The 24,260-nt window shown below is 61.3% G+C and carries 19 protein-coding genes and 3 tRNA genes; 13 read left to right on the top strand and 9 right to left on the bottom strand.

What is annotated here, in order from left to right:
* Nucleotides 1–9 precede the first annotated feature (9 nt).
* Nucleotides 10–486: a DUF1289 domain-containing protein gene (locus JQX08_RS15230; RefSeq protein WP_205349245.1), complete on the top strand. Its 477-nt coding sequence runs from the start codon at nt 10–12 to the stop codon at nt 484–486.
* A 27-nt stretch (nt 487–513) separates the two neighbouring features.
* Here JQX08_RS15230 and JQX08_RS15225 read toward each other — a convergent pair whose 3' ends face one another.
* On the bottom strand, nt 514–1,377 hold the full coding sequence (locus tag JQX08_RS15225) for a universal stress protein (protein ID WP_205349244.1): 864 nt from the start codon (nt 1,375–1,377) through the stop codon (nt 514–516).
* A 222-nt stretch (nt 1,378–1,599) separates the two neighbouring features.
* Here JQX08_RS15225 and JQX08_RS15220 point away from each other — a divergent pair, with 222 nt between their 5' ends.
* A complete protein-coding gene (locus JQX08_RS15220; protein WP_205349243.1) occupies nt 1,600–2,202 on the top strand; it encodes a MiaE family protein in 603 nt (200 codons plus the stop codon).
* Between the two features lie 24 nt (nt 2,203–2,226).
* Here JQX08_RS15220 and lpxH read toward each other — a convergent pair whose 3' ends face one another.
* Entirely contained in the window at nt 2,227–2,946 is a 720-nt protein-coding gene (gene lpxH, locus JQX08_RS15215; RefSeq protein WP_430472541.1) for a UDP-2,3-diacylglucosamine diphosphatase, read from the bottom strand.
* Between the two features lie 11 nt (nt 2,947–2,957).
* A complete protein-coding gene (locus tag JQX08_RS15210) occupies nt 2,958–3,455 on the bottom strand; it encodes a peptidylprolyl isomerase (RefSeq protein WP_205349241.1) in 498 nt (165 codons plus the stop codon).
* A 120-nt stretch (nt 3,456–3,575) separates the two neighbouring features.
* On the opposite strand from JQX08_RS15210, the gene JQX08_RS15205 reads away from it, so the two are divergent.
* Together JQX08_RS15205 and cysS are read left to right on the top strand one after the other, a co-directional pair.
* Entirely contained in the window at nt 3,576–5,243 is a 1,668-nt protein-coding gene (locus tag JQX08_RS15205) for a glutamine--tRNA ligase/YqeY domain fusion protein (RefSeq protein WP_205349240.1), read from the top strand.
* Nucleotides 5,243–6,628: a cysteine--tRNA ligase gene (cysS, locus tag JQX08_RS15200; protein ID WP_205349239.1), complete on the top strand. Its 1,386-nt coding sequence runs from the start codon at nt 5,243–5,245 to the stop codon at nt 6,626–6,628. The genes JQX08_RS15205 and cysS overlap by 1 nt, the downstream gene beginning before the upstream one ends.
* A gap of 52 nt (nt 6,629–6,680) precedes the next feature.
* On the opposite strand, the gene folD is transcribed toward cysS, so the two are convergent.
* Nucleotides 6,681–7,535 carry a bifunctional methylenetetrahydrofolate dehydrogenase/methenyltetrahydrofolate cyclohydrolase FolD gene (folD, locus tag JQX08_RS15195; protein ID WP_205349238.1) on the bottom strand — a complete coding sequence of 285 codons (855 nt, stop codon included), beginning with the start codon at nt 7,533–7,535 and terminating at the stop codon, nt 6,681–6,683.
* Between the two features lie 276 nt (nt 7,536–7,811).
* Here folD and JQX08_RS15190 point away from each other — a divergent pair.
* From JQX08_RS15190 to JQX08_RS15150, 9 genes are all read left to right on the top strand, one after another.
* Nucleotides 7,812–7,888 (top strand) — tRNA-Arg (locus JQX08_RS15190).
* Nucleotides 7,889–7,918: 30 nt separating this feature from the next.
* Nucleotides 7,919–7,994, top strand: a tRNA-His gene (locus tag JQX08_RS15185).
* A gap of 52 nt (nt 7,995–8,046) precedes the next feature.
* Nucleotides 8,047–8,131 (top strand) — tRNA-Leu (locus JQX08_RS15180).
* Between the two features lie 131 nt (nt 8,132–8,262).
* Nucleotides 8,263–9,573 (top strand): trigger factor, encoded by a 1,311-nt coding sequence (gene tig, locus JQX08_RS15175; RefSeq protein ID WP_205349237.1) that lies wholly within the window; start codon nt 8,263–8,265, stop codon nt 9,571–9,573.
* A 90-nt stretch (nt 9,574–9,663) separates the two neighbouring features.
* The gene (gene clpP / locus JQX08_RS15170) at nt 9,664–10,308 is read left to right on the top strand and encodes an ATP-dependent Clp endopeptidase proteolytic subunit ClpP (RefSeq protein ID WP_205349236.1); all 645 of its coding nucleotides are present in this window, start codon (nt 9,664–9,666) and stop codon (nt 10,306–10,308) included.
* A gap of 107 nt (nt 10,309–10,415) precedes the next feature.
* Complete coding sequence (clpX, locus tag JQX08_RS15165) at nt 10,416–11,696, top strand: ATP-dependent Clp protease ATP-binding subunit ClpX (protein ID WP_205349235.1); 1,281 nt, start codon at nt 10,416–10,418, stop codon at nt 11,694–11,696.
* Between the two features lie 150 nt (nt 11,697–11,846).
* Entirely contained in the window at nt 11,847–14,243 is a 2,397-nt protein-coding gene (gene lon, locus JQX08_RS15160; protein WP_205349234.1) for an endopeptidase La, read from the top strand.
* A gap of 134 nt (nt 14,244–14,377) precedes the next feature.
* Nucleotides 14,378–14,650 carry a nucleoid-associated protein HU-beta gene (gene hupB / locus JQX08_RS15155; RefSeq protein ID WP_003282502.1) on the top strand — a complete coding sequence of 91 codons (273 nt, stop codon included), beginning with the start codon at nt 14,378–14,380 and terminating at the stop codon, nt 14,648–14,650.
* 219 nt (nt 14,651–14,869) lie between these two features.
* Nucleotides 14,870–16,744, top strand: coding sequence for a SurA N-terminal domain-containing protein (locus JQX08_RS15150; protein WP_205349233.1), 1,875 nt, complete (start codon nt 14,870–14,872; stop codon nt 16,742–16,744).
* A gap of 62 nt (nt 16,745–16,806) precedes the next feature.
* Here the strand turns inward: JQX08_RS15150 and JQX08_RS15145 are convergent, their stop codons facing one another.
* From JQX08_RS15145 to JQX08_RS15125, 5 genes are read right to left on the bottom strand one after another with little or no spacing between them, the layout of a single operon-like run.
* Nucleotides 16,807–18,414 carry an ABC transporter ATP-binding protein gene (locus JQX08_RS15145; protein WP_205349232.1) on the bottom strand — a complete coding sequence of 536 codons (1,608 nt, stop codon included), beginning with the start codon at nt 18,412–18,414 and terminating at the stop codon, nt 16,807–16,809.
* Nucleotides 18,415–18,418: 4 nt separating this feature from the next.
* Nucleotides 18,419–19,450: an ABC transporter permease gene (locus tag JQX08_RS15140; protein WP_205349231.1), complete on the bottom strand. Its 1,032-nt coding sequence runs from the start codon at nt 19,448–19,450 to the stop codon at nt 18,419–18,421.
* 1 nt (nt 19,451) lies between these two features.
* Nucleotides 19,452–20,537 (bottom strand): microcin C ABC transporter permease YejB, encoded by a 1,086-nt coding sequence (locus JQX08_RS15135; RefSeq protein WP_205349230.1) that lies wholly within the window; start codon nt 20,535–20,537, stop codon nt 19,452–19,454.
* The gene (locus JQX08_RS15130) at nt 20,538–22,379 is read right to left on the bottom strand and encodes an extracellular solute-binding protein (RefSeq protein WP_205349229.1); all 1,842 of its coding nucleotides are present in this window, start codon (nt 22,377–22,379) and stop codon (nt 20,538–20,540) included. It lies immediately after the preceding gene.
* Nucleotides 22,376–24,205, bottom strand: a complete 1,830-nt coding sequence (locus JQX08_RS15125) for an extracellular solute-binding protein (RefSeq protein ID WP_205349228.1) — start codon at nt 24,203–24,205, stop codon at nt 22,376–22,378. The genes JQX08_RS15130 and JQX08_RS15125 overlap by 4 nt, the downstream gene beginning before the upstream one ends.
* Nucleotides 24,206–24,260 lie beyond the last annotated feature (55 nt).

Raw genomic sequence — 24,260 nt, 5'->3', positions numbered from 1 at the left:
CCTGTCGCCATGTCTACCCAGCGCATCAAAACCCCCTGTGTCGGCCTTTGCTCCACTGTCTACGGCGACTTGGTCTGCCGGGGCTGCAAGCGCTTTCACCATGAGGTGGTGAACTGGAATCTGTACGCCGACGAAGAGAAGCGCGCGGTATGGCTGCGCCTGGAGATGCTGCTGGTGCAGGTCATGGAGTCGAAGCTGGATGTCTTCGATACCGTTCGTCTGCGCACTCAGCTGGAGCAGCGCAGTATTCGCTTCGTTCCTGAGCAGTCGCCTTACTGCTGGGCCTATCAATTGATCGCGCGCGCCGCACGGTTGATCAATCAGTTGGACGCCTATGGCGTGGCGCTGATGCCGGAGTTTCGCCACTGGGAACTGCCGGCGCTGCGCGATGCCATTGATCGGGAATTTTTCCTGCTGTCCGAAGCGCACTACGAGCGCTATATCGCGCCGCGTTTCCTTGTAGAAGGGGTGGAAAGCCGCGTTTGACTCGACCGCGGCTTCGCTTGGCGCCGTTCAGCGCTGCGCCACCAGCTCCTCCAGATGACCGATGACGGCCTCCGGTTTCAGCACCAGAACGTCGCTTTCCAGCGCATCGAGGACCACTTCGGAGGTATTGCCCATCAGCACGCCGGACAGGCCGGTGCGCGCGATGGTGCCGATGACGGTGACCGCGGCGCCCAGTTGGTGTGCGACATAGGGGATCAGCACATCGGCCGGGCCTTCCTCGATGTGCAACTGCTCATCGCCGAAGCCGTACTCGTCCTGGAAGCTCTTGCACTGCTCGCGGTAGCGCGTTTCGATCGATTCCTTGAGCTGGAACACCGGATCGGCTGCCGACAGCATTGGCGACGGGTGCGCCGTGACTACATGCAGGTTGGCCTTGGCCAGGCTGGCAATGTCGAAAGCGTGGCTGATGATGCTGGAGTGCAGGGTGCGGTGTTCGCCGTCCGCGTTGCCGACGTCGACCGCGGCGAGAATCACGCCGCCGGCCCAGGGTTTGTCTGTCTTGACCATCAGCACCGGGCCCGGGCAGTAGCGCAGCAGCTTCCAGTCGTCGGGAGTGAGCAGGGCCTTTTTCAGCGGGTTGTCCGGCAGGTGGCGCTTGACCACCAGGCCGCAACCTTCGGCCTGCTGCACGGTGATGATGGTGTGGTGCAGGTTTTCGTGCCAGGCCTGCTGGCTCGATACGCTGAAGCCTTCTTCCTGCAAAGTACCGGTGACTTCGCCGAGGAAGTCGGTGTAATCATGTTTTTTGTCGCAGACCAGCAGATGCAGGTGCGACTGGGTCACGCTGGCTATCAACTTGGCGCGTCTGAGCGCCAGCCCTTCCGGCTGATTGGGTTCCATTACCACCAGAATGCTACGAATGGCTTGCATGGCTTGTGCCTCCCTGAACAGTTTCTCGTGCCTGATACAACTGTAGTTGCTGGCGGGGAGGGTGATTCTTGAGCTGGATCAATAAGGTCGGCTGGTCCTGCCGGCGGGCATTCGTATAATGCCGCCCTCTATCGATTCCGCGCCGCCTGGCGCCTGTGTGAGCCATGTTTGTGCTTCTAGACCCCCTATCTGCCTGTCTGCCTCTGCGTCTGGAGTGCGGCGATGCTGCCTGAAATCCATGAATTCCTGGGGTGCCGGACTCCAGACGGTTGGGTCCAGGCGGCCTTGGCGCAGCAGGACGTAATGCTGCTCGACCACAAGAACTGCGAATTCAAGGCCGCGTCGACCGCGCTCAGCCTGATCGCCAAGTACGGCCAGCATGTCGATCTGATCAACTACATGTCGCGCCTGGCCCGCGAAGAGCTGGTCCACCACGAGCAGGTCCTGCGCATTCTGAAGAAACGCAAGATTGGTCTGCGGCCGATCTCCGCCAGTCGTTACGCCTCGGGCTTGCGTGCCGTGGTGCGCAGCCATGAGCCGAGCAAGCTGGTCGATACCCTGGTGGTGGGGGCGTTCATCGAGGCGCGCAGTTGCGAGCGTTTCGAGGCCGTGGTGCCGCACTTGGACGAGGAGTTGGGCAAGTTCTATTTCGGCCTGCTGAAGTCCGAGGCCCGGCATTTCCAGAACTACCTGCGGTTTGCCTACCAGTATGGCGAGGCCGCGGATGTGGAGCGGGTGATCGAGAAGGTTCGGGTGGTCGAGCGCGAGCTGATCGAAAGTCCCGATAGCGAGTTCCGCTTCCACAGCGGTGTGCCTGCGGCCTGACGCAGGCGCGTCGGCAACCTTTCGCTAGCTGAGGGCGAAGGGCTGTTGGTGGAATCCCTGCTCGTCGACCTGCAGGGCCCAGCCTTGCCGGTCCCAATCGCCGAGGACAATGCGCTGGGCGGCGCGATCGTCGATCTTCAACGGGTGAGTGGCGGGTCGGTGGGTGTGGCCGTGAATCAAGGTGGTGGCGCCATGCAGCGCCATGATGCGCGGCACTTCTTCCGGGGTGACGTCGGTGATCTCGCTGGCTTTCATGCGAGTCTGCGTGCGGCTTTCGTTGCGCAGTTTGCGCGCCAGCGTCTGCCGGGTGGCGAGCGGCAGGTGCCGCAGCGTCCACAGCACCAGCGGATTGCGTAGCAAGCGGCGAAGGCGCATGTAGGCCTCGTCGCGGGTGCACAGGCTGTCACCGTGCATCAGCAGCACGCGCTCGCCATTCATCTCCACGCAAGTGGGGTCGGCGAGCAGGGTGCAGCCGGCTTCCAGGCAAAATTGCCGGCCGATCATGAAGTCGCGATTGCCATGCATCAGGTAGACACGCGTGCCGCCAGCGGACAGTTGGCGCAGCGCCTGAGCGATGCTGTGCTGGAACGGCGTCATCGCGTCGTCGCCGATCCAGACCTCGAAGAAGTCGCCGAGGATGTACAGCGCTTCCGCTTGCGGCGCGCGGGTCTGGAGGAAATGCAGAAACGCCCGGGTAATATCCGGGCGCTCCTCTTCAAGGTGCAGATCGGAGATCAGCAGGATGCTCACGCTGCTTACTCGGCGACCACCTCGGCTTTCTCGATGATCACGTCATCTACCGGCACGTCCTGGTGGCCGGAACGCATGGTGGTGGCCACGCCTTTGATCTTGTTGATCACGTCCATGCCGTCGACCACTTCACCGAACACCGCATAGCCCCAGCCCTGTACGGTCGGCGCGCTGTGGTCGAGGAAGTTGTTGTCGGCGACGTTGATGAAGAACTGCGCGCTGGCCGAATGCGGTTCCATGGTGCGGGCCATGGCGACGGTGCCGATTTTGTTCGACAGGCCGTTGTTGGCCTCGTTTTTGATCGAGGCACGGGTGGCCTTCTGCTTCATGCCCGGCTCGAAGCCGCCGCCCTGGATCATGAAGTTGTTGATCACGCGGTGGAAGACGGTGTTGTCGTACTGACCAGCCTTCACATATTCCTCGAAGTTGGCCACGGTTTCAGGGGCTTTGTCGGCGAACAGTTGCAGGGTGATGACGCCGTAATTGGTGTGCAGTTTGATCATGGTGGAATCGCTCTGTCGAAAAATCGAAGGCCTGTCAGGGGGTTGACAGCTTCGGCTATGATAAGCGCTTTGATTTGAGCGGCCTACCCTGAGCCGCGCACCAGCATGATCAAGGATCCCATGAGCAAGCCAGAGACTCCTGCCGCCCCCAACTTTCTGCGCCCCATCGTCCAGGCCGACCTGGACTCCGGCAAGCACCAGAAGATCGTCACGCGCTTTCCGCCGGAGCCGAACGGCTACCTGCACATTGGTCACGCCAAGTCGATCTGCCTGAACTTCGGTCTGGCAAAGGAGTTTGGTGGCGAGTGCAACCTGCGCTTCGACGACACCAACCCGGCGAAGGAAGATCAGGAGTACATCGACGCGATCAAGAGTGACGTGCGCTGGCTGGGCTTCGAGTGGGCAGGCGAGGAGCGCTATGCCTCCAACTACTTCGATCAGCTGCACGGCTGGGCCGTTGAGCTGATCAAGGCCGGCAAGGCCTATGTCGACGACCTGTCGCCCGACGAGGCGCGCGCCTACCGCGGCAGCCTGACCGAGCCGGGCAAGAACAGTCCGTTCCGTGAGCGCTCGGTCGAAGAGAACCTTGACCTGTTCGCCCGCATGAAGGCTGGTGAGTTCCCCGATGGCGCGCGTGCGCTGCGGGCGAAGATCGACATGGCTTCGCCGAACATGAACCTGCGCGATCCGATCCTCTACCGCATCCGGCATGCCCATCATCACCAGACCGGCGACAAGTGGTGCATCTACCCGAGCTATGACTTCACCCACGGCCAGTCGGACGCCATCGAAGGCATCACCCACTCGATCTGCACCCTGGAGTTCGAGGATCACCGGCCGCTCTACGAGTGGTTCCTGGCCAACCTGTCGGTGCCGGCACAGCCGCGCCAGTATGAGTTCTCCCGTCTCAACCTGAACTACACCATCACCAGCAAGCGCAAGCTCAAGCAGCTGGTCGATGAGCAGCATGTCGAGGGCTGGGACGATCCGCGCATGTCGACCCTGTCCGGCTATCGCCGTCGTGGCTACACCCCGGAAGCGATCCGCAATTTCTGCGAGATGGTCGGCGTCAACCGGGCCAGCGGCGTGGTGGATATCGGCATGCTCGAATTCAGCATTCGCGACCACCTGGACGCCACGGCGCCGCGGGCGATGTGCGTGCTGCGTCCGTTGAAGGTGGTGATCACCAACTATCCGGAAGGGCAGGTCGAGAATCTCGAACTGGCGCGTCATCCGAAGGAAGACATGGGCGTGCGCGTTCTGCCGTTCGCCCGCGAGCTGTACATCGATGCCGGTGACTACGACGAGAACCCGCCGAAGGGCTACAAGCGCCTGGAGCCGAACGGCGAAGTGCGTCTGCGCGGCAGCTATGTGATTCGTGCCGACGAAGCGATCAAGGATGCCGACGGCAACATCGTCGAGCTGCGCTGCTCCTACGATCCGGGCACCCTGGGCAAGAACCCGGAGGGGCGCAAGGTCAAGGGCGTGATCCACTGGGTGCCGGCGGTCGGTAGCGTGGAGTGCGAAGTGCGGCTATATGATCGCCTGTTCCGCTCCGCCAATCCGGAGAAGGCCGAGGATGGCGGTAGCTTCCTCGACAACATCAACCCGGATTCGCTGGTGGTGCTCAAGGGTTGCCGCGCCGAACCGTCGTTGGCTCAGGCGCAGGCCGAAGATCGCTTCCAGTTCGAGCGCGAGGGCTACTTCTGCGCTGACCTGAAAGATAGTCAGCCGGGTGCGCCAGTATTCAACCGCACCGTCACCCTGCGTGACTCCTGGGGTCAATGATGGCGCTGTCGATCTACAACACCCTGTCCAAGACCAAGGAAGTCTTCAAGCCGCTGGACGGTAACAACGTGCGCATGTACGTGTGCGGCATGACCGTCTACGACTTCTGCCACATCGGCCATGCCCGGGTAATGGTGGCATTCGACGTGATTGCGCGCTGGCTGCGCCACAGCGGTTATGCGCTGACCTATGTGCGCAACATCACCGACATCGACGACAAGATCATTCGTCGTGCCAATGAGAATGGCGAGCCGTTCGAGGCACTGGTCGAGCGCATGATCGCCGCGATGCATGAGGACGAGGCGCGCCTCGCGGTGCTGCGTCCCGATGCGGAGCCGCGTGCCACCGAGCATATCGCCGGCATGCACGCAATGATCCAGACCCTGATCGACAAAGACTTCGCTTACGCGCCAGGCAATGGTGATGTGTACTACCGGGTCGGCAAGTTCGTCGGCTACGGCAAGTTGTCGCGCAAGAAGATCGAGGACCTGCGCATCGGTGCACGCATCGAGGTCGACGAGGCCAAGCAGGATCCGCTGGATTTCGTCCTGTGGAAGGGCGTCAAGCCGGGTGAGCCGAGCTGGGCGTCGCCGTGGGGTGCCGGTCGTCCGGGCTGGCATATCGAGTGTTCGGTGATGTCGACCTGCTGCCTGGGCGAGACTTTCGACATCCATGGCGGTGGGCCGGATCTGGTGTTCCCGCACCACGAGAACGAGATTGCCCAAAGCGAGGCGGCCACCGGCAAGCTCTACGCCAACGCATGGATGCATGCCGGCGCGGTGCGCGTGGATGGCGAGAAGATGTCCAAGTCGTTAGGCAATTTCTTCACCATCCGCGAAGTGCTGGAAAAGTATCACCCCGAGGTGGTCCGCTACCTGCTGGTGTCCAGTCACTACCGCAGTCCGATCAATTACTCCGAAGACAGCCTCAAGGAGGCCAAGGGCGCCCTGGAGCGCTTCTACCATGCCTTGAAGGGGCTGCCAGAGACTGCGCCGGCGGGCGGTGAGGTGTTTGTCGAGCGGTTCGCGGCGGCGATGGATGATGATTTCAACTCGCCGGAAGCCTGCGCGGTGCTGTTCGAGATGGCTCGCGAGGTGAATCGGTTGCGCGAGAGCGATGCTCGGGCGGCTGCTGGGCTGGCTGCTCGGCTGAAGGAGCTGGCTGGCTTGCTGGGCGTGCTGCAACTGGATCCGGATGCGTTCCTCAAAGCGGGTGCCGAGGGACGGGTGGATGCAGGGCAGGTCGAGGCACTGATTCAGGCGCGCTTGGCTGCACGGGCGGCGAAGGATTGGGCTGAGTCCGATCGCATTCGCGATCAGCTCACCGCACTCGGAGTTGTGCTCGAGGATGGCAAGGCGGGTACGACCTGGCGCCTGGCTGAGTAATCCGCCAGCAATAAAAAAGGCCGCTGATGCGGCCTTTTTTATTGGCTGTGCCTTACGAGTGGAGGTGCTCGGCGGCGTACAGCGTGTTTTCCAGCAGGCAGGCGCGGGTCATTGGTCCGACGCCGCCGGGGACCGGAGTGATCCAGCTGGCGCGCTCGAGCGCCGCTTCATAGCCGACGTCACCGATGAGTTTGCCATCTTCCTGTCGATTGATGCCGACATCGATGACGATGGCGCCTGGCTTGATCCATTCGCCTTTCACCAGTCCAGGTTTGCCGACCGCGACCACCACCAGGTCGGCGTTTACCACGTGGGCTGCCAGGTCCTTGGTAAAGCGGTGCGTGACGGTGACCGTGCAGCCAGCCAGCAACAGCTCCAGCGCCATCGGTCGGCCGACAATGTTGGACGCGCCGACTACCACGGCGTTCATGCCGTACAGGTTGGCGCCGGTGCTGTTGAGCAGTGTCATGATGCCTTTCGGCGTGCAGGGGCGCAGTAGCGGGATGCGCTGCGCTAGGCGGCCGACGTTGTACGGGTGGAAGCCGTCGACATCTTTGTCCGGGCGGATGCGCTCAAGCAGTTGCGAGGCGTCCAGGTGTTCCGGCAGCGGCAGCTGCAGCAGAATGCCGTCGATCTCCGGCGCATCATTGAGTCGATCGATCAGCTCGCGTAGCTCATTCTGCGTGGTGTTCGCGGGGAGATCGTAGGCCTCGGAGAGAAAGCCGACTTCTTCGCAGTCTTTACGCTTGTGCGAAACATAGACTTGAGAGGCGGGGTCGGTGCCGACCAGGATTACAGCCAGTCCGGGGGCTCGCAGTTGCTGCTCGCGGCGCTCGGCGACACGCTGGGCGATCTGCTGGCGGAGGCTAGCGGCGATCGCTTTGCCGTCGATCAATTGTGCAGTCATGACGCGTGCTTAACCATCAAGAAGGAGTGGGAAAAAGGACGCGCATTCTCGCATGCCTCGGGGTGTGGGCAAAGGCAGCGCGGCGGCAAATTCATGTAACTCCTTTATCTCGCTGATTTTTTTGCGTTTTGCTGTTGACGTGTTTCAGATGCGCCATTAACATTCGCCCCGCTTGTCGAGCACGGCTAGCGCCGGGTTAGAAGGCAAGGCAAGTTGGTTCTGATTTGTTCCTGCCAAAGCTTTTAGTCTGTGCTTCAACTGAAGTGCGATGATTAAGCGCCCGTAGCTCAGCTGGATAGAGCATCCGCCTTCTAAGCGGATGGTCGCAGGTTCGAGTCCTGCCGGGTGCGCCATTCGGCAGTTTCATGCAAGCATGCAATATGGTGGGCGTAGCTCAGTTGGTAGAGCGCAGGATTGTGATTCCTGTTGTCGTGGGTTCGATTCCCATCGTCCACCCCATATTTTACAAGACGCCAGGTTTAAGCCTGGCGTCTTGCTTTAAAGCTTGTCTGCGGACGTGGTGAAATTGGTAGACACACCAGATTTAGGTTCTGGCGCCGCAAGGTGTGAGAGTTCGAGTCTCTCCGTCCGCACCATCATTCAAGGCTTTCCTTCCTGCTGTCCCGGTCACCGGCAGGGTGACTTCTTCGAAATCACCTACTAGAATGCTTGCCCTTGATTCTGGGGCCGGAACGCCCGGCTAACGTCTGTGCAACGAGGAATATCCATGCAAGTTTCTGTTGAAAACACTTCCGCTCTTGAGCGTCGCATGACTGTCGGCGTTCCGGCCGAGCGTATCGAGACTGAAGTCAACAAGCGTCTGCAACAGACTGCCCGCCGCGCCAAGATCCCAGGCTTCCGCCCGGGCAAGGTGCCGATGAACGTGATTCGCCAGCGCTACGAAGGTGCTGCGCGCCAGGAAGCGCTGAGTGACCTGATCCAGGAAACCTTCTACGAAGCAGTCGTCGAGCAGAAGCTGAACCCGGCAGGCGCGCCGTCGGTCGAGCCGAAGGCCTTTGAGAAAGGCAAGGATCTGGAATACGTCGCGACCTTCGAAGTGTTTCCGGAATTCCAGGTGTCGGGCTTCGACGCTGTTGCCGTTGAGCGTCTGCAAGCTGATGTTCACGCTGCCGATGTCGACAGCATGCTGGAAATTCTGCGCAAGCAGAACACTCGCTTCGAGAAGGTCGAGCGCGCCGCTCAGAATGACGATCAACTGAACATCGATTTCGTTGGCAAGGTTGACGGCGAAGCATTCGCTGGTGGCTCGGCCAAGGGCACCGCGCTGGTGCTGGGTTCGGGTCGCATGATTCCGGGCTTCGAGGAAGGTCTGGTGGGTGCAAAGGCTGGCGAAGAGCGTGTGCTGAGCCTGAGCTTCCCGGAGGACTACCAGAATCTGGATCTGGCCGGTAAAGCGGCCGAGTTCACTGTTACTGTGAACAGCGTTTCCGAAGCCAAGCTGCCTGAGCTGAACGACGACTTCTTTGCCCTGTTTGGGATCAAGGAAGGTGGCCTCGAAGGCTTCCGGACCGAAGTTGGCAAGAACATGGAGCGCGAGCTGCGCCAGGCCATCAAGTCCAAGGTGAAAAATCAGGTGATGGATGGTCTGCTGGCTGCTAACCCGATCGAGGTGCCGAAGGCGCTGATCGGCAACGAAGTGAACCGTCTGCGCGTGCAAGCGGTGCAGCAGTTCGGTGGCAACATCAAGCCTGATCAACTGCCGGCTGAGCTCTTTGAAGAGCAGGCCAAGCGCCGCGTGGTCCTCGGTCTGATCGTCGCTGAAGTAGTCAAGCAGTTCGAGCTGAAGCCGGACGAAGCCCGCGTTCGTGAGCTGATTCAGGAAATGGCCTCGGCTTACCAAGAGCCGGAGCAAGTAGTCGCCTGGTACTACAAAAACGACCAGCAGCTCAACGAAGTGCGTTCGGTTGTGCTGGAAGAGCAAGTTGTAGATACTGTTCTGCAGAAGGCCAAAGTGACCGACAAACAGGTCTCTTACGAGGAAGCGGTCAAGCCGGCTGAAGCTCCGCAAGCAGCCTGATCCTCCCGAAGTACGAGCACACCATAAGCCAGCCTCCGTGCTGGCTTATGTGTATCTGAGACATGACAAGTTAGGGAGCGATCGCAAGACATGTCCCGTAATCCGTTCTACACGCAGCAAATGCCCGACATCCAGGCCGCAGGTGGCTTGGTGCCGATGGTTATCGAACAGTCGGCACGCGGTGAGCGTGCCTATGACATCTATTCGCGCCTGCTGAAGGAGCGCGTGATTTTCCTGATCGGCCAGGTCGAAGACTACATGGCCAACCTGGTTGCCGCGCAGCTGCTGTTCCTTGAAGCCGAGAACCCGGACAAGGATATTCACCTGTATATCAACTCGCCGGGCGGCTCGGTGACTGCTGGCATGTCGATCTACGACACCATGCAATTCATCAAGCCCGACGTGTCGACCATCTGCATCGGCCAGGCCTGCAGCATGGGTGCCCTGTTGTTGGCGGGCGGCGCTGCCGGCAAGCGTTATTGCCTGCCGCACTCGCGCATGATGATTCACCAGCCACTGGGCGGTTTTCAGGGGCAGGCGTCGGACATCGAGATTCACGCGCGCGAAATCCTCACCATTCGTGAACGTCTGAACAAGATTCTGGCCGACCACACTGGTCAGCCTATCGATGTCATCGCCCGTGATACCGATCGCGACAACTTCATGAGTGGCGAAGACGCGGTCAAATACGGCCTGATTGACCAGGTTCTGACCAAGCGCCAGATCGCCAGCTAAGCCCCTCCGCACTTACGGTCGGTCGTTGGCCGACCGCTCTGCGGGCTTGAAAATGCCCGCATTTGCCTTCATCTTGTGTTTCAAGCCTACCGGATTGGATTGATCGAATGACTGATACCCGCAACGGCGAGGATAACGGCAAGCTGCTCTATTGTTCCTTCTGCGGCAAAAGCCAGCACGAAGTACGCAAATTGATTGCCGGCCCCTCGGTCTTTATCTGCGACGAATGCGTCGACCTGTGCAACGACATCATCCGTGAGGAGGTGCAGGAGGCGCAGGCCGAGAACAATGCGCACAAGCTTCCGGCACCCAAGGAAATCAGCGGCATCCTCGATCAATATGTTATCGGTCAGGAGCGCGCGAAGAAGATCCTCGCTGTAGCGGTATACAACCACTACAAGCGACTCAACCAGCGCGATAAGAAAGAAGACGTTGAATTGGGCAAGAGCAACATCTTGCTGATCGGGCCGACGGGTTCCGGCAAGACGCTGCTTGCTGAGACGCTGGCGCGTCTGCTGAATGTGCCGTTCACCATTGCTGACGCGACGACGCTGACGGAAGCCGGCTACGTCGGCGAGGATGTGGAGAACATCATCCAGAAGCTGCTGCAGAAGTGCGATTACGATGTGGAAAAGGCCCAGATGGGCATCGTCTATATCGACGAAATCGATAAGATTTCGCGCAAGTCCGACAACCCGTCGATTACGCGTGATGTCTCGGGTGAAGGTGTGCAGCAGGCACTGTTGAAGCTGATCGAAGGCACTGTCGCCTCCGTTCCTCCGCAGGGTGGCCGCAAGCATCCCCAGCAGGAGTTCCTGCAGGTCGACACGCGCAACATCCTGTTTATTTGCGGTGGCGCGTTTTCCGGGCTTGAGAAGGTCATCCAGAACCGCTCGAGCAAGGGTGGGATTGGCTTCAACGCAGAAGTGCGCAGTCCGGATCTGGGCAAGAAGGTCGGCGAGTCGCTGCGTCAGGTCGAACCGGATGATTTGGTCAAGTTTGGCTTGATCCCGGAGTTTGTAGGCCGTCTGCCGGTCATTGCGACTCTGGACGAGCTGGACGAAGCCGCACTCATGCAGATATTGACTGAGCCCAAGAATGCTCTGACCAAGCAGTATGCCAAGCTCTTCGAAATGGAGGGCGTGGACTTGGAGTTCCGTTCTGATGCGTTGCGTGCGGTCGCCAAGCGCGCGCTTGAGCGCAAGACCGGTGCGCGTGGGCTGCGCTCCATCTTGGAAGGTGTGCTGCTGGACACCATGTACGAGATTCCGTCGCAGACGGAAGTCAGCAAAGTGGTTATCGATGAGAGCGTTATTGCCGGCTCCTCTAAGCCGCTGCTGATCTACGAGAACAGTGAGCAGCCTGCGAAAGCCGCGCCAGATGCCTGATTGGTGTGCTGTATAAGCTAGAAAAGGGGCCTTCGGGCCCCTTTTTTATTTCCCGGCTCCAGCGCTTGTTTTTTCCTTCCCCTGCCTCCATCTTAGCGACAAGGCACCTCCTTCCTTTCACGGCCAAATGGCCGCCGTAGAGCCAAAATCATGAAGCCAACAGTTGAATTGCCACTTTTGCCGCTGCGTGACGTCGTGGTCTATCCGCACATGGTCATCCCGCTGTTTGTCGGTCGCGAGAAGTCGATCGAGGCGCTGGAGGCCGCTATGACCGGCGACAAGCAGATCCTGCTGCTTGCGCAAAAGAATCCGGCCGACGATGACCCAAGCGAGGAAGCGCTGTATCGCGTCGGCACGGTTGCAACCGTGCTGCAATTGCTCAAATTACCGGACGGCACTGTCAAGGTGCTTGTCGAGGGCGAGCAGCGCGCGGCCGCCGAGCGCTTTGTCGAGGTGGATGGTCACACCCGAGTCGATGTGGCGTTGATCGAGGAAACTGAAACGGCGGAACGTGAGTCCGAGGTCTTTGTTCGCAGCTTGTTGAGTCAGTTCGAGCAGTACGTGCAGTTGGGCAAGAAAGTGCCGAGCGAAGTGCTCTCGTCGCTGAACAGCATCGATGAGCCTGGTCGTCTGGTCGACACCATGGCCGCGCACATGGCGTTGAAGATCGAGCAGAAGCAGGAAATTCTCGAGATTACCGATCTGTCGGCGCGCGTCGAGCATGTGCTCGCGCTGCTGGACGCAGAAATCGATCTGCTGCAGGTCGAAAAGCGCATTCGCGGCCGCGTCAAGAAACAGATGGAGCGCAGCCAGCGCGAGTACTACTTGAATGAGCAGATGAAAGCCATTCAAAAGGAACTCGGTGATGGCGACGAAGGGCACAGCGAGCTTGAGGAGCTCAAGAAGCGTATTGAGAACTCCGGCATGAGCAAGGAGGCCTATGCCAAGGCGCAGGCCGAACTGAACAAGCTCAAGCAAATGTCGCCGATGTCGGCGGAAGCTACTGTCGTGCGTTCCTACATCGATTGGTTGGTCAATGTTCCATGGAAAGCCGAGAGCAAGGTGCGTCTGGACCTGGCGCGGGCCGAGGCGATTCTGGATGCCGACCATTACGGCCTTGAAGAGGTCAAGGAACGCATCCTTGAGTACCTCGCTGTGCAGAAGCGTGTCAAAACCGTCAAAGGGCCCGTGCTGTGCCTTGTAGGCCCGCCGGGCGTAGGTAAAACCTCGTTGGCCGAATCGATTGCGCATGCGACCAACCGCAAGTTCGTGCGCATGGCCTTGGGTGGTGTGCGCGACGAGGCAGAGATTCGCGGGCACCGCCGCACCTATATTGGCTCGATGCCGGGCCGCCTGATTCAGAAGATGACCAAGGTCGGTGTGCGCAACCCGCTGTTCCTGCTCGATGAAATCGACAAGATGGGCCAGGACATGCGTGGCGATCCCGCGTCTGCCTTGCTCGAAGTGCTTGATCCCGAGCAGAACCACAATTTCAACGACCACTATCTGGAAGTCGACTACGACCTTTCCGATGTGATGTTCCTCTGCACTGCCAACTCGATGAACATTCCGGCGCCTTTGATGGACCGGATGGAAGTGATTCGCTTGCCGGGTTACACCGAGGACGAAAAAGTCAACATCGCGGTGAAGTACCTCGCGCCGAAGCAGACCCAGGCGAATGGCCTGAAGAAGGGCGAGCTAGAGTTCGAGTCGGCGGCGATTCGCGACATCATTCGTTACTACACCCGCGAGGCCGGCGTGCGTGGGCTCGAGCGGCAGATTGCCAAGGTGTGCCGCAAGGCCGTCAAGGAGCATGTGCAAGAGAAGCGCTTCAAGGTAACCGTTACCCCAGACTCGCTGGAGCACTTCCTGGGGGTCAGGAAGTACCGCTACGGCCTGGCGGAACAGCAGGATCAAATTGGTCAGGTGACCGGTCTGGCCTGGACGCAGGTGGGTGGCGAGTTGCTCACCATCGAGTCAGCGGTCGTCCCCGGCAAGGGGCAATTGATCAAGACCGGCTCGCTGGGCGACGTCATGGTCGAATCCATCACCGCGGCGCTCACCGTGGTGCGCAGCCGGGCGCAGAGCCTGGGGGTAGCGGCGGACTTCCATGAGAAGCGCGATATCCACATCCATATGCCCGAGGGGGCTACTCCGAAGGATGGTCCGAGCGCCGGTATTGGCATGTGCACGGCGCTGGTTTCGGCATTGACGCAGATTCCGGTACGTGCCGATGTGGCGATGACCGGGGAGATCACCCTGCGTGGTCAGGTGCTCGCAATTGGTGGTCTTAAAGAGAAATTGCTGGCAGCCCATCGGGGTGGAATCAAGACCGTGATCATTCCCGAAGAGAATGTTCGTGATCTCAAGGAAATTCCCGAGAATATTAAGCAAGACCTGCAGATTAAACCGGTTAAATGGATTGACGAGGTCCTGCAAATTGCGCTGCAATACGCCCCGGAGCCCTTGCCCGATGCGGCTCCGGAGCTGGTTGCAAAGGATGACAAGCGCGAGACTGATTCCAAGGAGCGAATCAGCACGCATTAGCCGGGGGGCTTCCTTGACACATTTTTCTAGCCCTTGTTATAAAGCGGCTCTTGTGTCGGCAGGCCACTCAGCCACCCGCTTTGCTTACACCAAAAATTAAGAAACAAACTCAACAGGAATAAGGGGACTTAAGAGTGAACAAGTCGGAACTGATTGATGCTATCGCCGCATCTGCTGATATCCCGAAAGCTGTCGCTGGCCGTGCGCTGGACGCAGTAATCGAATCCGTTACTGGCGCTCTGAAGGCTGGTGACTCTGTAGTGCTGGTTGGCTTCGGTACTTTCGCTGTCAAAGAGCGTGCTGCTCGCACCGGTCGCAACCCGCAGACTGGCAAGCCGATCAACATCGCTGCTGCCAAGATCCCAGGCTTCAAAGCTGGTAAAGCCCTGAAAGACGCCGTTAACTAAGCGCTCTTCGGGCCTTGCCCTACCAGGCGGACGCACCGTCTGCCTGGCATGGAGCGGTAACTGGTCGGTCCACCGACAGGAAAGTGAGGGGCGTAGCTACAATCCTCCACCGTTCCAGCAGTACATCGAAGGCGCATCCTCGGATGCGCCTTTCTTATATCTGGATTTACCCACACTCCGCGGCTGTCCCGTTCAGTACGGCCGTATCTGGGGGCACGCATGCTGCAGAACATTAGGGACAATTCACAAGGCTGGATTGCCAAGACCATTATCGGTGTCATCGTCATGCTGATGGCGCTGACCGGCTTCGATGCCATTTTCAACGCGGTCACCCACAACCAGGTTGCGGCCAAGGTCAACGGCGACGAGATCAGCCAGAACGACTTGAGCCAGGCCGTGGATATGCAGCGGCGCCAACTGATTCAGCGGCTGGGCAAGGAATTCGATGCCTCGCGTCTGGATGAAAAGCTGCTCCGTGACGCTGCCATCAAGGGCCTGATTGAGCGCAAGCTGCTGCTGCAAAGCGCCAGCAATGCGAAGTTTTCCTTCCCTTCGGCAGCACTGGATCAGGTCATTCTGCAGACCCCGGAGTTCCAGGTTGACGGCAAGTTCAATTCGGACCGTTTCGACCAGGTCATTCGGCAGATGGGCTACACCCGGCTGCAATTCCGTCAGATGCTCGAGCAGGAGATGCTGATCGGCCAGCTGCGTGCAGGCGTCGCCGGCACTGGCTTCGTCACTGATGATGAGATCCAGGCATTTGCCCGCCTCGAGAAGCAGACTCGCGATTTCGCGATGCTGACCATCGCCGCCGACAAGAGCGCGGTGAAGGTCTCTGACGACGAAGTGAAGGCCTACTACGACGAGCACGCCACTCAGTACATGAGCGCCGAGCAGGTAATTGCCGAATACGTCGAACTGAAGAAGGAAGCCTTCTTCGACAAGGTCAGCGTGAAGGACGAAGACCTGCAGGCCAGCTACCAGAAAGAAATCGCCAACCTTGCCGAGCAGCGCGAGGCCGCGCACATCCTGATCGAAGTGAACGACAAGGCCACTGACGAGCAGGCCAAGGCGAAGATCGAGGACATCCAGAAGCGCCTGAGCCAAGGGCAGAGCTTCGACGCGCTGGCGAAAGAGTTCTCCCAGGACCCGGGTTCGGCCAGCAATGGCGGCGATCTGGGTTATGCCGGGCCGGGTGTCTACGATCCTGAGTTCGAGAAGGCGCTGTATGCGCTGAAGAAAGGCGAGGTGTCCCAGCCGGTGCGTTCCACTTACGGCTGGCACTTGGTCAAGCTGTTGGGCGTGCAGGCGCCGCAGGTGCCGAGCTTCGAGAGTCTCAAGGGCAAGCTGGTTCACGACCTCAAGGCGCAACAGGTTGAGCAGCGCTTCGTCGAAGCGACCAAGGCGCTGGAGGACTCCGCGTTCGAAGCTTCCGACCTGATTCAGCCGGCGCAGGACCTCGGCCTGCAGATCAAGACCACCGCTCCGTTTGGTCGTGAGGGTGGCGAAGGCCTTGCTGCCAACCATCAGGTGGTCCAGGCCGCCTACACCCAGGAAGTCCTCGAAGACGGCGCCAACAGCACGGCGATCGAGCTGGACCCGGACACCGTGGTGGTGCTGCGCGTCAAGGAGCACAAGAAGCCCGAACAGCTGCCGCTGGAGCAAGTGGCTGCGGCCATTCGTGAGCAGCTGAGCGAACAGCAAGCTGGCGAAGCGGCGAAGAGCAAGGGCGAGGCGCTGGTGGCCAGCCTGCGCGAAGGCAAGACGCCGATCGCGCAAGCCCAACAAGGTCAATCCTGGAAGCAGGTCGAAGCCGCTACCCGCAGTCAGGAAGGCATCGAGCCGTCGGTACTGCAGACGCTGTTCCAGATGGCCAAACCGGAAGCTGCCGACAAAGCGACCTTCGCCGGTCTGGTGCTGCCGAACGGTGACTACGCGGTGTTGCAACTCAAAGGCGTCAGCGAGCCGAAGGGCGAGCTGGCGGCGGACGAGAAAGAGATGTATCGCCGCTTCCTGGCTTCGCGCAGCGGCCAGCAGGACTTCTCGGCCTATCGCAACGGGCTGGAGAAGCAGGCGAAGATCGAACGCTATTGAGTTCTTTGCCAACCAACAAAAAGGCCGCACTTAGCGGCCTTTTTGTTTTCTAGCGCTAGGACTTATTCGGCGCCGGCCGGGACCAGGAATGCCGCCTCGAGGAGCTGCTGGGTGTAGGGGTGTTGCGGCGCGGTGAAGATGGCTTCCGCCGGGCCTTGCTCGACGACTTGGCCCTGTTTGACCACCATCAACTGGTGGCTGAGGGCTTTGACCACGGCCAGGTCATGGCTGATGAACAGGTACGTCAGGTTGTACTTGGCCTGCAGCGAGCGGAGCAGCTCGACGACCTGGCGCTGCACCGTGCGATCGAGCGCGGAGGTCGGCTCATCCAGCAGGATCAGCTCGGGTTTCAGCACCAGGGCGCGGGCAATGGCGATGCGCTGGCGCTGCCCGCCGGAAAACTCGTGGGGGTAGCGGTGGCGGGTTTCCGGGTCCAGTCCGACCTCCAGCAGCGCGGCGATAATGGCCTGCTCCTGTTCGGCGGGGGTGCCGATGCCATGGATATCCAAGCCTTCGCCGACGATCTGGCCCACCGACATACGCGGACTGAGGCTGCCGTAGGGGTCCTGGAAGACCACCTGCATCTGTCGCCGCAGCGGGCGCACCTCATGCTGCGTCAGGCCATTCAGCGGCTGGCCCTGGAAGCGGATCGAGCCCTGACTGCCTAGCAGGCGCAGGATGGCCAGGCCCAAGGTGGACTTGCCGGAACCGCTCTCGCCGACAATGCCCAGGGTTTGCCCCTTGGGTAGGCTGAAGCGGATACCGTCCACTGCTTTCACGTGGTCGACAGTGCGTCGCAGCAGGCCTTTCTTGATCGGGAACCAGACCCGCAGGTCGTCGACCTCGAGCAGCGCTGGTCCGGGCGGGTTGTCCACCGGCTCGCCGCGTGGTTCGGCACCGAGCAGCTCCTGGGTGTAGGGATGCTGCGGAGACTGGAACAGCTGCTCGCAAGGCGCCTGCTCGACGATCTGGCCGCGCTGCATGACGCACACCCGCTGGGCGATGCGCCGCACCAGGTTGAGGTCATGGCTGATCAGCAGCAGCGACATGCCGAGGCGGCGCTGCAGGTCCTTGAGCAGTTCGAGAATCTTCAGCTGCACGGTGACGTCGAGGGCGGTGGTCGGCTCGTCGGCGATCAACAGTTCCGGCTCGTTGGCCAGCGCCATGGCGATCATTACGCGCTGGCGCTGCCCGCCGGACAGCTCGTGGGGGAATGCCTTGAGGCGTTTGTGCGGCTCGGGGATGCCCACCAGCTCGAGCAGTTCGAGCGTGCGCCGGGTGGCGGCCTTGCCGGTCAGTCCCTTGTGCAGGGCGAGCACCTCGTTGATCTGTTTCTCCACGCTGTGCAGCGGGTTCAGTGAGGTCATCGGCTCCTGAAAAACCATGGCAATGCGGTTGCCGCGAATGCCGCGCAGCTTGGCCTCGGGAGCCTTCAGCAAGTCGATGCCGGCGTAATGGATACTGCCGGTCGGATGCTGGGTGAGCGGGTAGGGCAGCAGGCGCAGGATCGAATGCGCGGTGACCGACTTGCCCGAGCCGCTCTCGCCGACCAAGGCCAGGGTTTCGCCGCGACGGATGTCGAAGCTCACCGCTTCGACCACGCGCTGGCGGCGGTCGGCGGTGACGAATTCCACGGCGAGGTCGCGCACTTCGATCAGGTTGTCTGACATGGTTTCACTTCCGGGGGTCGAAGGCATCGCGCGCCGCCTCGCCAATGAACACCAGCAGGCTCAGCATCAGGCCCAGCACCACGAAGGCGCTGATGCCCAGCCAGGGCGCCTGGCGGTTGGATTTGGCCTGCGCCACCAGCTCGCCGAGCGACGGTGCGCCAGGCGGCAGGCCGAAGCCGAGGAAGTCGAGGGCGGTGAGGGTGCCGATCGCGCCGGTGAGGATGAACGGCATGAAGGTCATGGTCGAGATCATCGCGTTGGGCAGGATATGGCGGAACATGATCGCGCCGTTCTGCATGCCCAGGGCCCGCGCGGCGCGGACGTATTCGAGGTTGCGGCCGCGGAGGAACTCGGCGCGTACCACGTCGACCAGGCTCATCCAGGAAAACAGCAGCATGATGCCCAGCAGCCACCAGAAATTCGGCTGCACGAAGCTGGCGAGAATGATCAGCAGGTAGAGCACCGGCAGCCCGGACCACACCTCGAGAAAGCGCTGGCCGAACAGGTCGACCCAGCCGCCGTAGAAGCCCTGCAGCGCGCCGGCGATCACCCCGATCACCGAGCTGAGTAGGGTCAGCACCAGGGCGAACAGCACCGAGATGCGGAAGCCGTAGATCACCCGGGCCAGCACGTCGCGGCCCTGGTCATCGGTGCCCAGCCAGTTTTCCGCCGAGGGTGGAGCCGGCGCCGGCACCTTGAGCTCGTAGTTGATGGTCGAGTAGTTGAACGGGATCGGCGGCCAGAGTAGCCAGCCGTCCTTCGCCTCGATCAGCTCGCGCATGTAGAGGCTCTTGTAGTTGGCCTCCAGGGGGAACTCGCCGCCGAAGGTGGTTTCCGGATAGCGCTTGAGCACCGGGAAGTACCATTCGCCGTCGTAACGCACCGCCAGCGGCTTGTCGTTGGCGATCAGCTCCGCGCCGAGGCTGAGGCCGAACAGGATGAGGAACAGCCACAGCGACCACCAGCCGCGCTTGTGCGCTTTGAAACGCTCGAAGCGGCGGCGGTTGAGTGGCGACAGCTTGAGAGTGAAGCCCATCTCAACCCTCCCGGTTTTCGAAGTCGATGCGCGGATCGACCAGGGTGTAGGTGATGTCGCCGATCAGTTTCACCAGCAGGCCGACCAGGGTGAAGATGAACAGCGTGCCGAACACCACCGGGTAGTCGCGGTTGATGGCCGCCTCGAAACTCATCAGGCCGAGGCCGTCGAGCGAGAAGATCACCTCGATCAGCAGCGAGCCGGTGAAGAAGATGCCGATGAACGCCGCCGGGAAGCCGGCGATGATCAGCAGCATGGCGTTACGGAACACGTGGCCGTACAGCACGCTGCGCTCGGTGAGGCCCTTGGCGCGGGCGGTGACCACGTACTGCTTGTTGATCTCGTCGAGGAAGCTGTTCTTGGTCAGCAGGGTGAGGGTGGCGAAGTTGCCGATCACCAGTGCAGTCACTGGCAGCGCCAGGTGCCAGAAATAGTCGAGGATCTTGCCGCCCAGGCTGAGCTCGTCGAAGTTGTTCGAGGTCAGCCCGCGCAAGGGGAACCAGTCCCAATAGCTGCCGCCGGCAAACAGCACGATCAGCAGAATGGCGAACAGGAATGCCGGGATGGCGTAGCCGACGATAATCGCGGTGCTGGTCCACAGGTCGAAGGTACTGCCGTGGCGGGTCGCCTTGGCGATGCCCAGGGGGATGGACACCAGGTACATGATCAGCGTGCTCCACAGCCCCAGCGAGATCGACACCGGCATCTTCTCGATGATCAGGTCGGTGACCTTGGCGTCGCGGAAGAAGCTGCTGCCGAAGTCCAGGTGCAGGTAGTTCTTCAGCATGATCCAGAAGCGCTCAGGCGCCGGCTTGTCGAAGCCGTACATGCGCTCGATCTCCTTGATCAGCTCGGGGTCGAGACCCTGCGCACCGCGGTAGTTGGAGCCGGCCTGGGCAACTTCGCCACCGCCGCCGGAGATTCGCCCGGTGGCGCCGCCGGACGCCGAGTCGAAGCCTTCCAGCTTGGCGATCATCTGTTCGACCGGGCCGCCGGGAGCGGCCTGGATGATGATGAAGTTGATCAGCAGGATGCCCAGCAGGGTGGGAATGATCAGCAGCAGGCGCCGCAGGATGTAGGCCAGCATCTACTCGCCATCCTTGGCGACGGCGGCCGCAGGCGTGGCGGCTTGCGCCTGATCGCTCTTGAGCCACCAGGTCATCAGCCCGTAGTCGTACAGCGGGGTCTTTTCCGGGCGGCCGAACTTGTTCCAGTAGGCCAGGCGCCAGGTGTCGACGTAGTAGTTGGGCACCACGTAGTAGCCCCACTGCAGGGCGCGATCCAGGGCGCGCGCGTGGTCGATCAGGCTTTGCCGCGAGTCGGCGCGGATCAGCCCCTCGACCAGTTGGTCGATGGCCGGGTCGCGCAGGCCGATGAAGTTGCGGCTACCGGGGTTGTCGGCGCTGCTGGAGTGCCAGAACTCGCGCTGCTCGTTGCCGGGCGAGCTGGACTGGCCCCAGGTTGCGCTGGTTATGTCGAAGTCGCGCGAACGCAGGCGGTTGATGAACTGCGAGGCATCGACGCGGCGGATCTGCATGTCGATGCCCAGCTCGCTGAGGTTGCGCTTGTAGGGAAGCAGGATGCGTTCCATGTTGGTCTGGAACAGCATGAACTCGAAGGCCAGCGGCTTGCCGTCCGGGCCGACCATGCGGTCGTTCTCGATGCGGTAGCCGGCTTCCTGCAGCAGCTGATAGGCGCGGCGCTTCTGGTCGCGAATGATGCCGTCGCCCTGGGTTACCGGCAGGCTGAACACCTGGTCGAACACCTCTGCCGGCAGCTTGTCGCGCAGCGGCTCGAGGATCTTCAGCTCGGCTGGCGACGGCGGCTGGTGGGCGGCCATTTCCGAGTTTTCGAAGTAGCTGGTGGTGCGCTTGTAGGAGCCGAAGAACAGCTGCTTGTTCGACCATTCGAAGTCGAACAGCAGACTGATCGCCTCGCGCACGCGGCGGTCCTGGAACACCGGGCGGCGGATGTTGAAGGCGAAGGCCTGCATGCCGACCGGGTTATGGTTGGGCACCGCTTCCTTCATCATCCGGCCGTCAGTCAGCGCGGCGGACTGGTAACCGGTGGCCCAGTCCTTGGCCGAGTACTCGAGGTTGAGGTCGAACTGGCCGCCCTTGAAGGCTTCCAGGGCCACCGACATGTCGCGGTAATAGTCGACGACGATGGCGTCGAAGTTGTACTGGCCACGGCTTACCGGCAGATCCTTGCCCCACCAGTCCTTGACCCGTTCGTAGCGAATGGTGCGCCCCGACTCCAGGCTGGCGACCCGATAGGGGCCGCTGCCGAGGGGGATCTCCAGGCTGGTCTTGCTGAAGTCGCGACCCTGCCACCAGTGCTTCGGTACCACCTGCAGCTGGCCGAGGATCAGCGGCAGCTCGCGGTTGCCCTTGTGCTTGAAGTCGAAGCGCACTTTCAGTGGACCCTCGACCACCACCTTGTCGACGTCGGCGTAGTAGTTGCGGTACATCGGGTCGCCGTGCTGCATCAGCATGCCGAAGGTGAACTCGACGTCCTCGGCAGTGACCGGCTTGCCGTCGTGGAAGCGCGCCTTGGGGTTGAGGTAGAAGCGCACGTAGCCGTTGTCCGGCGCCTTCTCGATCTTCTCGGCGAGCAGGCCGTACTCGGTGAACGGCTCATCCGGCGAGTGATAGGTCAGGCTGTCGTAGATCATGCCGATACGGCTTTCCACGTTGCCTTTGGGAATGAACGGATTGAGGCTGTCGAAGCCACCGTAGTTGGCCAGGCGCAGGGTGCCGCCTTTGGGCGCCGCGGGGTTCACATAGTCGAAGTGCTGGTAGCTGGCCGGGTACTTCGGCGCCTCATCGTAGAGCGTGATCGCATGTTGCGGGGCGGCCTGGACGAGGCCGGCGACGCCGAGCAGCAGAAAACTGCTGCCGTGGAGCAGGGCGCGCAGGGCTTGCATCATAGGGAGGTCTCCGTGGGCTTCAGCCACCAGGCGCGCAGGCCGAGAGTGTAGGGCGGCGTGGTGACGAAGGCGAACCGGTTGCGGTACGCCACGCGGTGATAATCGATGTACCAGTTGGGAATGCTGTAGTGCTGCCAAAGCAAGACGCGGTCCACCGCGCGGGCCGCGGCGACCTGATCGTCGCGGGTCTGCGCGGCGAGCAGTTTGTTGAGCATCTGATCGATGACCGGATTGGCGACCCCCGCATAGTTCTTGCTGCCTTTGACCTTGACCTGGCTGGAGTGGAAATACTGCCATTGTTCGAGGCCAGGGCTGAGGGTTTGTGGCAGGGTCATCAGGATCATGTCGTAGTCGAATTGGTCGAGGCGCTGCTTGTACTGGGCGCGGTCCACCGTGCGCAGGCTGGCCTGGATGCCAATGCTGGCGAGGTTGGCGCTGTACGGGCGGAGGATGCGCTCGAGGCTCGGGTTGACCAGCAGGATCTCGAAACGCAGCGGCTCGCCGCGGCTGTTGATCAAGCGCTGGCCGGACAGCGTCCAGCCGGCCTCGCGCAATAGACCGAGCGCACGGCGCAGGGTTTCCCGCGGAATGCCATCGCCGTCGGTTTGCGGCAGGGTGAAGGGTTCGCTGAACAGGCGGGCGGGCAGTTGCTTGCGGTACGGCGACAGCAGCAGCCACTCATGGCCTTCCGGCTTGCCGCTGGCGGTGAATTCGGTGTTCGGGTAGTAGCTGCGACTGCGCACATAGGCGTCGTTGAACAGCGCGCGATTGGTCCATTCGAAGTCGAACATCAGCCCCAGCGCCTCGCGAACCTTGCGCTCGGCGAAGGTGTTGCGGCGGGTGTTCATGAACAGCGCCTGGGTCTGCGTGGGAATCTGGTGCTTGATCTCGGCCTGCACCACGTCGCCGCGGCGCACGGCGGGAAAACGGTAGCCGGTGCTCCAGTTCTTCGCCTGGTGCTCGATGTAGAAATCGAACTCGCCGGCCTTGAACGCTTCGAAGGCGATGTCGTTGTCGCGGTAGAACTCCACTTCGACGCGATCGAAATTGTACTTGCCGCGATTGACCGGCAGGTTCTGCCCCCACCAGTCCTTGACGCGCTCGAACACCAGCTCGCGCCCCGGCACCACGCGGCTTATCCGATACGGGCCGCTGCCCAGCGGCGGGGTGAAGCTGGTGGCCTTGAAGTTGCGCTGCTTCCAGTAGTGCTGCGGCAACACCGGCAGTTCGCCGAGGCGCAGGATCAGCAGCGGATTGCCGGCGCGCTTGAACACGAAGCGGATGCGATGACGGTTGAGAATGTCGACGCGCTTCACTTCCTGCAGGTTGGTGCGGTACTGCGGATGCCCCTGCTTGAGCAGGGTGCGGTAGGAAAACGCCACGTCATAGGCGGTGATCGGCACGCCATCGTGGAAGCGCGCTTCCGGACGCAGGTTGAACACCACCCAGCTGCGGTCGTCGCTGTACTCCACGCTGCGGGCAATCAGGCCGTAGCTGGAGGCGGGCTCGTCGCCCGAGGGGTCGTACATGCCGCTGCCGGACATCAGCGTTTCGTTCAGCTCGTTGATGCCATACTGCAGGAAGTCGCCGGTGGCGATCGGGCTGGTGCCCTTGAAGGTGTAGGGATTGAGCGTGTCGAAGGTGCCGCCCGCCATCAGGCGCACGGTACCGCCCTTCGGCGCGTCGGGGTTGACCCAGGCGAAGTGGGTGAAGGTGGCTGGGTACTTGAGGTCGCCGAACTGCGCATAGCCATGGCTTTCGGTCAGCGATGCCAGGGCGTCGAAGCTGAATGCCAGGCTAAGAATCAGCGGGAGCAGGAGTCGCATCTGGCGCAGGGTTCCGATCCGTGGCGGCTATATGCTGCTTGTTCGGTACAGTAAC

The organism is Zestomonas insulae (genome assembly GCF_016901015.1).
Classification (GTDB): Bacteria; Pseudomonadota; Gammaproteobacteria; order Pseudomonadales; family Pseudomonadaceae; genus Aquipseudomonas; species Aquipseudomonas insulae.
This window is presented reverse-complemented; position numbering and strand designations above follow the sequence as displayed.

Bases quoted from the DNA above. Each gene is read 5' to 3' on its own strand.
- JQX08_RS15230 (WP_205349245.1), top strand. From the start codon at position 10: ATGTCTACCCAGCGCATCAAAACCCCCTGTGTCGGCCTTTGCTCCACT.
- JQX08_RS15225 (WP_205349244.1), bottom strand. From the start codon at position 1,377: ATGCAAGCCATTCGTAGCATTCTGGTGGTAATGGAACCCAATCAGCCG.
- JQX08_RS15220 (WP_205349243.1), top strand. From the start codon at position 1,600: ATGCTGCCTGAAATCCATGAATTCCTGGGGTGCCGGACTCCAGACGGT.
- JQX08_RS15210 (WP_205349241.1), bottom strand. From the start codon at position 3,455: ATGATCAAACTGCACACCAATTACGGCGTCATCACCCTGCAACTGTTC.
- JQX08_RS15205 (WP_205349240.1), top strand. From the start codon at position 3,576: ATGAGCAAGCCAGAGACTCCTGCCGCCCCCAACTTTCTGCGCCCCATC.
- cysS (WP_205349239.1), top strand. From the start codon at position 5,243: ATGGCGCTGTCGATCTACAACACCCTGTCCAAGACCAAGGAAGTCTTC.
- folD (WP_205349238.1), bottom strand. From the start codon at position 7,535: ATGACTGCACAATTGATCGACGGCAAAGCGATCGCCGCTAGCCTCCGC.
- tig (WP_205349237.1), top strand. From the start codon at position 8,263: ATGCAAGTTTCTGTTGAAAACACTTCCGCTCTTGAGCGTCGCATGACT.
- clpP (WP_205349236.1), top strand. From the start codon at position 9,664: ATGTCCCGTAATCCGTTCTACACGCAGCAAATGCCCGACATCCAGGCC.
- clpX (WP_205349235.1), top strand. From the start codon at position 10,416: ATGACTGATACCCGCAACGGCGAGGATAACGGCAAGCTGCTCTATTGT.
- lon (WP_205349234.1), top strand. From the start codon at position 11,847: ATGAAGCCAACAGTTGAATTGCCACTTTTGCCGCTGCGTGACGTCGTG.
- JQX08_RS15150 (WP_205349233.1), top strand. From the start codon at position 14,870: ATGCTGCAGAACATTAGGGACAATTCACAAGGCTGGATTGCCAAGACC.
- JQX08_RS15145 (WP_205349232.1), bottom strand. From the start codon at position 18,414: ATGTCAGACAACCTGATCGAAGTGCGCGACCTCGCCGTGGAATTCGTC.
- JQX08_RS15140 (WP_205349231.1), bottom strand. From the start codon at position 19,450: ATGGGCTTCACTCTCAAGCTGTCGCCACTCAACCGCCGCCGCTTCGAG.
- JQX08_RS15135 (WP_205349230.1), bottom strand. From the start codon at position 20,537: ATGCTGGCCTACATCCTGCGGCGCCTGCTGCTGATCATTCCCACCCTG.
- JQX08_RS15130 (WP_205349229.1), bottom strand. From the start codon at position 22,379: ATGATGCAAGCCCTGCGCGCCCTGCTCCACGGCAGCAGTTTTCTGCTG.
- JQX08_RS15125 (WP_205349228.1), bottom strand. From the start codon at position 24,205: ATGCGACTCCTGCTCCCGCTGATTCTTAGCCTGGCATTCAGCTTCGAC.